This window comes from Xanthovirga aplysinae (assembly GCF_009711365.1).
In the GTDB taxonomy this organism is placed as follows: domain Bacteria; phylum Bacteroidota; class Bacteroidia; order Cytophagales; family Cyclobacteriaceae; genus Xanthovirga; species Xanthovirga aplysinae.
Genome location: NZ_SMMB01000416.1, coordinates 1 through 1,509 on the forward strand (window position 1 = coordinate 1; position 1,509 = coordinate 1,509).

Consider the following 1,509-nt stretch of genomic DNA (forward strand, 5'->3'; position numbering starts at 1 on the left):
CACTACTCTACCAATTGAGCTACACCCGTAAGTTCGCACCCGAAACGGGGATGCAAATGTATGCTTTTATCCTTACAAACAAAAGCGTTTCTGAAAAAAATCAGAAACGCAATTGCATATATTTAAATTCTCTTAGTCAAGAATTTCAGTCACCTGACCAGAACCAACGGTTCTACCACCTTCACGGATAGCGAAACGTAAACCTTTTTCCATAGCGATCTTGTTAATCAAGTTCACTTCGATAGTTACGTTATCACCTGGCATTACCATTTCAACACCTTCTGGCAATGTGATCTCACCAGTTACGTCAGTGGTTCTGAAGTAGAACTGAGGACGGTATTTCTTAAAGAATGGAGTGTGACGTCCACCTTCTTCTTTTGACAATACATAAACCTCAGCTTTGAAGTGTTGGTGAGGAGTTACAGAACCTGGTTTACAGATTACCATACCTCTTTTGATTTCAGCTTTATCAATACCTCTCAACAACAATCCAACATTATCACCTGCTTCACCTCTGTCAAGAATCTTACGGAACATCTCTACCCCAGTAATAGTAGAGCTCATGTCCTCAGCTCCCATACCCAAGATTTGAACAGGATCACCAGTATTAATAATACCTCTTTCGATTCTACCAGTAGCCACAGTACCACGACCTGTGATTGAGAATACATCCTCAACTGGCATTAAGAAATCCTGATCGATCAAACGAGTAGGCTCAGGGATATACTCATCAACTGCATTCATCAACTCCTCAACCTTAGCAACCCATTGTGGCTCACCATTCAAGGCACCAAGAGCAGAACCCTGGATTACAGGAATATCATCTCCTGGGAAGTCATATTCTGAAAGCAAGTCTCTGATTTCCATCTCTACTAACTCAAGTAGCTCTTCATCATCAACTAAGTCAACTTTGTTCATGAATACTACCAAAGCAGGTACACCTACCTGACGAGACAAAAGGATATGCTCTCTAGTTTGAGGCATAGGACCATCAGTAGCAGCTACTACCAAAATTGCACCGTCCATCTGCGCCGCACCAGTAATCATGTTTTTTACGTAGTCAGCGTGACCTGGACAGTCAACGTGAGCGTAGTGTCTCTTGTCAGTTTGATACTCTACGTGTGACGTATTAATAGTAATACCTCTTTCTTTTTCTTCAGGAGCGTTATCAATTGAAGAGAAGTCTCTTTGCTCTGCCAGACCTTTGTTCGCAAGAACGCTAGAAATCGCAGCAGTAAGAGTAGTTTTTCCGTGGTCTACGTGACCAATCGTACCAACATTTAAGTGCGGTTTCGAACGGTCAAAGGTTTCTTTAGCCATACTTGAAAATCCTCAGTTAAGTTAAGTTACAAATTAAATTTTATGCTTAAATAAAAACCTAAAAGCCAATTCGAGCCAACGACGGGATTTGAACCCGTGACCTCTTCCTTACCAAGGAAGCACTCTACCCCTGAGCTACGTCGGCTGTTATTGCTAATTGAGCGGGCGACGAGGCTCGAACCCGCGACC

At 42.5% G+C, this 1,509-nt stretch carries 1 protein-coding gene and 1 tRNA gene; both read right to left on the reverse strand.

Annotated elements, in window-relative coordinates; genetic code table 11:
• Positions 1 to 132: 132 nt before the first annotated feature.
• Positions 133 to 1,320 carry an elongation factor Tu gene (tuf, locus tag E1171_RS01500; protein ID WP_155203385.1) on the reverse strand — a complete coding sequence of 396 codons (1,188 nt, stop codon included), beginning with the start codon at positions 1,318 to 1,320 and terminating at the stop codon, positions 133 to 135.
• 73 nt (positions 1,321 to 1,393) lie between these two features.
• Positions 1,394 to 1,465: transfer RNA gene (locus tag E1171_RS01505), tRNA-Thr, on the reverse strand.
• Positions 1,466 to 1,509: the final 44 nt, after the last annotated feature.

Coding starts and splice junctions, on each gene's coding strand:
- tuf (WP_155203385.1), bottom strand. CDS start 1,320: ATGGCTAAAGAAACCTTTGACCGTTCGAAACCGCACTTAAATGTTGGT.